Genomic DNA, 8,236 nt, shown 5'->3' with positions numbered 1-8,236 from the left:
GGGACACGTGAAATCCTGTCTGAACATGGGGGGACCACCCTCCAAGCCTAAATACTCCCTGGTGACCGATAGCGAACAAGTACCGTGAGGGAAAGGTGAAAAGCACCCCGATGAGGGGAGTGAAATAGACCTGAAACCGAATGCCTACAAGCAGTCGGAGCCGCATCTGCGGTGACGGCGTACCTTTTGTATAATGGGTCAGCGAGTTTCTGTTCGCGGCAAGCTTAAGCCGATAGGCGTAGGCGCAGCGAAAGCGAGTCTGAACAGGGCGTTCAGTCGCGGGCAGAAGACCCGAAACCGAGTGATCTAGCCATGGCCAGGCTGAAGGTGGGGTAACACCCACTGGAGGGCCGAACCCACGCCTGTTGAAAAAGTCGGGGATGAGCTGTGGCTAGGGGTGAAAGGCCAATCAAACTCGGAAATAGCTGGTTCTCCGCGAAATCTATTGAGGTAGATCGTCGTGTGATCACCCTCGGGGGTAGAGCACTGGATGGGCTAGGGGGTCCCAAAGACTTACCAAACCTAACCAAACTCCGAATACCGAGGAGTGCAGCGCGGCAGACAGACGGTGGGTGCTAAGGTCCATCGTCGAGAGGGAAACAGCCCAGACCGCCAGCTAAGGCCCCCAAATCGTGGCTAAGTGGGAAAGGATGTGGGAATTCCAAAACAACCAGGAGGTTGGCTTAGAAGCAGCCATCCTTTAAAGAAAGCGTAATAGCTCACTGGTCTAATAGAAATCCTGCGCCGAAAATGTAACGGGGCTCAAGCCACGTGCCGAAGCTGCGGGTGCAGAGCAATCTGCGCGGTAGCGGAGCGTTCCGTAGGCCTGCGAAGGGAGTGGGGTGACCCCTCCTGGAGGTATCGGAAGTGCGAATGCTGACATGAGTAGCGACAAACAGTGTGAGAAACACTGTCGCCGAAAGTCCAAGGGTTCCTGCGCAAGGTTAATCCGCGCAGGGTGAGCCGGCCCCTAAGGCGAGGGCGAGAGCCGTAGTCGATGGGAACCAGGTTAAAATTCCTGGGCCTGCTGGAAGTGACGGATGTGAAACGTGGTGGGGGCTTATCGGATTGTCCCTGCGGCCGGAACATCCCGGGAAACAGCTCCAGCGTATAGACCGTACCCGAAACCGACACAGGTGGACTGGTAGAGTATACCAAGGCGCTTGAGAGAACGATGTCGAAGGAACTAGGCAAATTGCCCGCGTAACTTCGGGATAAGCGGGACCCGGCTGTGGGCAACCATGGTCGGGTGGCACAGACCAGGGGGTAGCGACTGTTTAGTAAAAACACAGGGCTCTGCGAAGTCGAGAGACGACGTATAGGGTCTGACGCCTGCCCGGTGCCGGAAGGTTAAGAGGAGGTGTGCGAGCACTGAATTGAAGCCCCGGTAAACGGCGGCCGTAACTATAACGGTCCTAAGGTAGCGAAATTCCTTGTCGGGTAAGTTCCGACCTGCACGAATGGCGTAACGACTTCCCCACTGTCTCCGGCATCGGCTCAGCGAAATTGAATTCCCCGTGAAGATGCGGGGTACCCGCGGTCAGACGGAAAGACCCTATGAACCTTTACTGCAGCTTTGCAGTGGCATTAGGAGAGCACTGTGTAGGATAGGTGGGAGGCTTTGAAACCGGGGCGCCAGCTTCGGCGGAGCCAACCTTGAAATACCACCCTGGGCGCTTCTGATGTCTAACCGCGATCGGTCAGCCCGATCCGGGACCCTGCATGGCAGGCAGTTTGACTGGGGCGGTCGCCTCCCAAATGGTAACGGAGGCGCGCGATGGTGGGCTCAGGCCGGTCGGACATCGGCTGCTGAGTGCAATGGCATAAGCCCGCCTGACTGCGAGAGCGACAGCTCGAGCAGAGACGAAAGTCGGCCATAGTGATCCGGTGGTCCCGCGTGGAAGGGCCATCGCTCAACGGATAAAAGGTACTCTAGGGATAACAGGCTGATCTCCCCCAAGAGTCCACATCGACGGGGAGGTTTGGCACCTCGATGTCGGCTCATCACATCCTGGGGCTGGAGCAGGTCCCAAGGGTTCGGCTGTTCGCCGATTAAAGTGGTACGTGAGCTGGGTTTAGAACGTCGTGAGACAGTTCGGTCCCTATCTGCCGTGGGTGAAGGAGACTTGCGAGGAGCTGTCCCTAGTACGAGAGGACCGGGATGGACGCACCTCTGGTGAACCGGTTGTCGCGCCAGCGGCACCGCCGGGTAGCTATGTGCGGACAAGATAACCGCTGAAAGCATCTAAGCGGGAAACTTCCCTCAAAACCAGGTCTCCCCGAGGGCCGTGCAAGACCAGCACGTCGATAGGCCGGATGTATACGCGCGGCAACGCGCTCAGCTAACCGGTCCTAATCGCCCAACAGGCTCGATCATCTCCCCCATCACGCACAGCAGTCATCCACACCAACCGCCACTCAGGCCTCACCACGCACACACACCGACGCAAACACCAGAACCTGCCCCCACACCCTGACACACACAATCAGGGTGGGTTTGACGACCTGGTGGCTCTGGCGGGGTCCCCCCACCCGATCCCATCCCGAACTCGGCCGTGAAATACCCCAGCGCCCATGGTACTGCGTCCTAAGACGCGGGAGAGTAGGTCGCCGCCAGGTCTTCAAACCCACCCTGACCCCACCACACCAACACTCCATACACCACGATCGTTTTCCCCCCTTCGCATCAAGCGTTTCACCGCAGTTGCGGTCACCTCGAACGGCGCCCGGATCCCGGACGGATCGGCTTATCCGACCATCGGGAGTGCACAGGGCGACTCACCGGCGAGGTGGCAGGCCACCGAATGGCCGGATGTTGCCTCGTGCAGGTCCGGTGTTTCCTGCCGGCATCTCGGGATTGCCAGCGGGCAGCGCGGATGGAAGTGGCAGCCGGGCGGCGGATCAAGCGGGCTCGGCACCTCGCCAGGCAAGGGCGGTGCGACGCGGCTCCGTGCCGCGGCGGGATTGGCGAGCGGTGTCGCGGCCATCAGGGCACGCGTGTAGGGATGCAGCGGGGCCTGCCACAGCATGTCACGTGGCGCGAACTCGACGATCCGGCCAAGATACATCACCGCCACCCGGTCGGCGAGATGGCGCACCACCGAAAGATCGTGCGAGATGAACAGCATGCCGAGACCGTGGTCGGCGCGCAGCCTCAGCAACAGGTTCAGCACCTGCGACCGCACCGAGACATCAAGGGCTGAGACCGCCTCGTCACAGACCAACATGCGCGGCTGCAGCATGAGCGCACGGGCAATGCCGACGCGCTGGCGCTGGCCGCCGGAGAGCTCCGAGGGGTAACGGGTGGCGAGTTCCGGCCGCAGGCCGACGCGCGCGAGCATGGCAAGCGCCTCGGCCCGGCGCGCGGACCTGCCGCCGCGGCGATGCACGATCAGGGGCTGTTCCAGGATGGTGCCGATCGTCTCGCGCGGGTTGAGCGCGGCATAGGGATCCTGGAAGACCATTTGCACGGCGGCGCGGTAGCGGCGCAGGTCCTCGCCGCGGGCCGTTGCCAGGTCGATGCCGTCGAAGCGGATGCTGCCGCTGCCGGGGGCAATCAGGCGCATCGCCAGCCGGGCGAGAGTCGATTTGCCGCACCCGCTCTCCCCCACCAATCCCAGCGTTTCCCCATGGTGCAGCCGCAGGCTGACCTCTTCCACCGCGCGCACCACGCCACGCGCCGTGACGAAGCCGCACGTCACCCTGTGCAGGTCCAACAGCGGCGGCGTCATGCCGCGGCCTGGCCGGCGTCGTCGCCGCGATGCGGGTTGAAGCAGGCATGGCGACAGCCATCGGCTTCGGTGCGCAGCACGGGATCCTCTTCTTCGCAGCGGGGAGAGACGCGGGCGCAGCGGGGGGCAAAGGCGCAGCCCGGCGGCCGCCGCACCAGCGAGGGCACCATGCCCGGGATCTCCGGCAGCCGGCTGCCGGGCGCCAGTGCCTCCAGCCGCACCGCATCGAGCAGGCCGCGCGCGTAGGGGTGGGCGGGGGCAGCGAAGAAACGGTCGACCGGACCTTCCTCCACCACCCGGCCGGCATACATGACGGCGACGCGGTCGGCGACTTCCGCCACCACGCCGAGGTCGTGGGTGATCAGCAGCAGGCCCATGCCAAGACGCCGCTGCAGGTCGCGCAGCAGGGCCAGGATCTGCACCTGGGTGGTGACGTCGAGCGCCGTGGTCGGCTCGTCGGCGATCAGCAATTCCGGCTCGCAGGCGAGCGCCATGGCGATCATCGCCCGCTGGCGCATGCCGCCCGACAGCCGGTGCGGGAATTCGCGGGCCCGCTCGTGCGGCGAGGGGATCTGCACCAGCGCCAGCAATTCCATGGCCCGCTTCCAGGCAGCACGGCGGCTCAGGCGGCGATGCAGCCGCAGCGCCTCGACGATCTGCGCGCCGATGGTCTGCACCGGGTTGAGCGCCGAGAGCGGTTCCTGGAAGATCATGGCGATGCGGTCGCCGCGCACGGCGCGGATACCGGCCGCGTCCAGCCGCAGCAGGTCGGTGCCGCGGAAGAGCACCTCCCCGCCGGCGATGCGCCCGCCGGCGGGCTCCACCAGGCGCAGCAGCGAGCAGGCGGTGACCGACTTGCCGCTGCCGCTCTCGCCGACCAGGGCCAGCGTCTCGCCGCGCTCCAGCGTCAGGTCGACGCCGTCCACCGCCTTGAGCATGCCGGCTTCGGTGCGGAACCAGGTGCGCAGGCCGCGGATCTCCAGCAGGGCCATTCCGGGTTTCCTCAGCGCCGCTGCAGATGCGGGTTCAGCGCGTCGTTCAACCCCTCGCCGAGCAGGTTGAAGGCCAGCACCGTGACGATGACGGCGATGCCGGGCAGGCCGCAGACATACCATGCCTCGCTCAGTTGCTCGCGGCCGCTGCCGATGATGGTGCCCCAGCTCATGACGTTCGGGTCGCCGAGGCCGAGGAATGCCAGGGCCGCTTCCGTCTGGATGGCGTGGGCGATGGTCAGCGTGGAGATGGCGATCACCGGCGGCAGCGCGTTGGGCAGGATCTGCGTGAAGATCAACCGGACCGGCCCCATGCCGAAGGTTTCCGCCGCCAGCACGAATTCCCGCCCACGCAGGGCGAGGAACTGTGCCCGCACCAGCCGCGCGGTGGCCGGCCAGGAGACGATGCCGATGGCCACCGTCGCGGTCGCGACCGATGGCTGGAACACCGCCACCAGCACCACCGCCAGGACGAAGGTCGGCACGGTCTGGAACAGTTCCGTCAGGCGCATCAGCAGGGCATCGACGCGCCCGCCGTAGAAGCCACCCAGCGCGCCGAGCAGCGTGCCCACGCAGGCGGCGATCGCGGTGCTGACGAAGCCGATCAGCAGCGAGACCCGCGCGCCGGAGACCAGCCCCATGGCGAGATCGCGTCCCATCACGTCGGTGCCGAGCGGATTGGCCAGATTCTCGCCCGGCCACAGCATGGGGGGCGCCGCCATCGCCCAGGGATCGCCCGGCCAGACGAACGGCCCGAGCAGTGCCAGCGCGAGCACCAGCGTCAGCAATGCCCCGCCGGCACAGGCGCTGCGCTGCCGCGCGAGGCGGCGCAGCAAGCCCCGCCGCGTGCTGTCCGGAGGGTCGTTCAAGAGCGTCGCGCCTGCAGGTCGACGCGCGGGTCGATCGCGACGTAAAGCAGGTCCACCGCGAGGTTCACCAGCGTCACCAGGATCGAGCTGAAGAACAGGATGCCGAGCAACAGGTTGAGATCGCGCGCGCGGATCGCCTCGAAGGCCAGCCGGCCGAGGCCGGGCCAACTGAACACCGTTTCCACCAGCACCGCGCCGCTGAGCAGCGAGGCGGCCTGGTAGCCGAGCATCGTCACCATCGGCAGCAGCGCGTTGCGGAAGGCGTGCAGCAGGGTCACGCGCCATTCGGGCGCGCCCTTGGCGCGGGCGGTGCGGATGAAGTCGGCGCCATGGAGTTCCAGCATGGCGCCGCGCACCAGCCGGGTATAGACGGCGAGATAAAAGGTGGAGAGCGTCAGCGCCGGCAGCAGCAGATGCGCCAGCACATCCCCTGCCAGCGCGCCGCCGTGCAGATCCGCGCCGACCGTCACCATTCCGCCCGAGGGCAGCCAGCCGAGGCCGGCGGAGAACAGCACGATGGCCATCAGTCCGAGCCAGAAGGTCGGCACCGCGTAGGTCAGCAGCACGAGGCCGGAAATCGCGCTGTCGATCCAGCTATGCACCCGCGCCGCGGCGATGACGCCAAGCAGCGCGCCGAGCACGACGGCAATGACCAGGGCCGAGAGCATCAGCAGCAGCGTGGCCGGCAGCCGGGTCAGGATCAGCTCCTGCACCGGCATGTTCTGACGGAAGGAGAAGCCGAGCTGCAGTTGCGCCAGGTTCCACAGGTAATGGGCGAAGCGCAGCAACAGCGGCTGGTCCAGGCCGAAGCTGCGGCGCAGCGCGGCCATGTATTCCGGGGTCGCCGCGCCGGCCTCGCCCGCCAGCACATCCACCACGTCGCCGGGCGCGATCTGCAGGATGAGGAAGTTCAGCGCGGCGATGCCGAACAGCACCGGCAGTACCTGCGCGAGCCGGCGCAGGAAATAGCGCCACAGCGCCGGCCGGATCACCGGGCGGGCACCAGCCAGGCATCCTCCAGGCCGGCGAACAGGCCGTCGCCCTGCGGCCGCAGCTTGCGCAAGCGCGCGGTGGAAACGGTGGTCCAGGTCAGTTCCACCAGGTCGAGGATCGGCACGTCTTCCTGCGCGATGTCCTGCCAGCGCCGGATCAGCGCCCGGCGGCGCGTCACGTCGCCCTCGGCCGCCGCAGCCTCCATGATGCGGTCCAGTTCCGGGTTGGAATAGCCGGAGCCGTTGGTCCAGGGCGCGCCCTTGATGATGTTGCGTGTCCAGTAGAGGCGCTGCACGCCGAGCGTCGGATCCGGCAGCCGGTGCAGGCTGGAGATCATGATGTCGTAGTTGGCGTCGGTGTAGACGCGGCGCAGGAAGGCGGCGGGTTCGTCGACGATGATGTCGATGTCGATGTCGACGCCGACACGGCCGAGATATTGCTTGAGGAACTCGCTCGCGCGGATGGCTTCCAGGCTGTCGCCGCTGCCGTTGACAAGGTTGAGGCGGAAGCGCCTGCCGTCCGGACCGCGGCGGAGTCCCGCCTCGTCCAGCAGTTGCTCGGCTTTCTTTGGGTCGTAGGCCTGCGGGGTGCCGTGCCAGTAGTACTGCGTGACCGAAGAGGGGATGGGCCCTGTGGCCGGCTTGCCGTAGCCCTGCCATACCAGCCGCACCAGCGCCGCCCGGTCGATGGCATGGGAGAGCGCCTGCCGCACCCGCCGGTCGGACAGGGGCGGGCGCCGGACATTCAGTTGGGCGAGGAAAATGGAAGCGAGGAAGCGTCCGTCCTCGGTGGCGATGGAATAGCGCGAGGTGTCGGCGAAGCGCCGCAGGCTGGTGACAGGGATCAGCGAGCCGATGGCCTGGTCGATTTCTCCTGCTTCCAGTGCCACCGTCCTGGCCACGGCGTCGGGGATGAAGCGGAAGATGATGCCGTCCAGGTAGGGTTTCCCCGGCTGCCAGTAATCGGGATTGCGTTCCAGCGTGATGTGGCTGCCGCGGACCCATTCCTTGAAGCGGAACGGGCCGGTGCCGATGGGCGCGGCGTTGGCCGGGTTCTTCAGGATGTCCGTGCCCTCGTAGAGATGGCGGGGCAGGATCTGCGAGCCATAGGTGTTGATGTAGTTGAACAGATAGAGCGCCGGGGCGGACAGCACGACCACCGCGGTGTGCGGATCGGGTGTCTCGACCTCGGTGACGTTGGCATAGACGGCGCGGCCGAAGGGATGCAGCGCCTTCCACACGTTCAGGAGGGTGAAGCGCACATCGGCCGAGGTGAACGGCGTTCCGTCATGCCATTTTGCTTCACGCCGCAGATGAAAGGTGACGCGCAGGCCATCCGCCGACGTTTCCCACGATTCCGCCAGGGCCGGCACAGGCCTGAGGTCGAGGTCGTAACTGACCAGCCCCTCCAGGATCTTCGAAGAAACCATGCCGATGTTCATCGTCGGCAGGAAGGCGGAGGTCAGGATGGCGGGTTCCTGTACCGCGATGCGGGCCACGCCGCCACGCACCGGCGTGGCGGGCGCCTCGGCGGCGGCGGGGCGGAGCGACAGCCAGGGGATACCGGCGACGGTCAGGCTTCCAGCAAGCAGATCACGTCGGTGCATGGACGAAATTCCGGTTTCGGCAATGGCGGGAAATGGGCCCGGGCG

The 8,236-nt window shown here is 65.8% G+C and carries 5 protein-coding genes and 2 rRNA genes (1 of these 7 only partly in view); 2 read left to right on the top strand and 5 right to left on the bottom strand.

What is annotated here, in order from left to right:
- Both NBY65_RS06300 and rrf read left to right on the top strand, forming a co-directional pair.
- A 23S ribosomal RNA gene (locus NBY65_RS06300) occupies positions 1 to 2,377 on the top strand (it extends 360 nt beyond the left edge of the window).
- Positions 2,378 to 2,504: 127 nt separating this feature from the next.
- Positions 2,505 to 2,619: ribosomal RNA gene (gene rrf / locus NBY65_RS06295) — 5S ribosomal RNA — on the top strand.
- A gap of 128 nt (positions 2,620 to 2,747) precedes the next feature.
- Here rrf and NBY65_RS06290 read toward each other — a convergent pair.
- The 5 genes from NBY65_RS06290 to NBY65_RS06270 are packed head-to-tail and all read right to left on the bottom strand — an operon-like array spanning position 2,748 to position 8,191.
- The gene (locus NBY65_RS06290) at positions 2,748 to 3,731 is read right to left on the bottom strand and encodes an ABC transporter ATP-binding protein (RefSeq protein WP_150038208.1); all 984 of its coding nucleotides are present in this window, start codon (positions 3,729 to 3,731) and stop codon (positions 2,748 to 2,750) included.
- Positions 3,728 to 4,723, bottom strand: coding sequence for an ABC transporter ATP-binding protein (locus NBY65_RS06285; RefSeq protein WP_150038210.1), 996 nt, complete (start codon positions 4,721 to 4,723; stop codon positions 3,728 to 3,730). Before NBY65_RS06285 ends, NBY65_RS06290 begins: the two co-directional genes overlap by 4 nt.
- Positions 4,724 to 4,734: 11 nt before the next feature.
- Entirely contained in the window at positions 4,735 to 5,592 is an 858-nt protein-coding gene (locus tag NBY65_RS06280; RefSeq protein WP_239002606.1) for an ABC transporter permease, read from the bottom strand.
- Positions 5,589 to 6,584, bottom strand: a complete 996-nt coding sequence (locus NBY65_RS06275; RefSeq protein ID WP_150038212.1) for an ABC transporter permease — start codon at positions 6,582 to 6,584, stop codon at positions 5,589 to 5,591. Before NBY65_RS06275 ends, NBY65_RS06280 begins: the two co-directional genes overlap by 4 nt.
- Positions 6,581 to 8,191: an ABC transporter substrate-binding protein gene (locus NBY65_RS06270; protein WP_150038214.1), complete on the bottom strand. Its 1,611-nt coding sequence runs from the start codon at positions 8,189 to 8,191 to the stop codon at positions 6,581 to 6,583. Before NBY65_RS06270 ends, NBY65_RS06275 begins: the two co-directional genes overlap by 4 nt.
- Positions 8,192 to 8,236: the final 45 nt, after the last annotated feature.

Origin of the sequence: Rhodovastum atsumiense (assembly GCF_937425535.1) — a bacterium.
In the GTDB taxonomy this organism is placed as follows: Bacteria; Pseudomonadota; Alphaproteobacteria; order Acetobacterales; family Acetobacteraceae; genus Rhodovastum; species Rhodovastum atsumiense.
The sequence above is the reverse complement of the archived record's forward strand: the minus strand, read 5'-3'. Positions and strand labels throughout refer to the sequence as shown.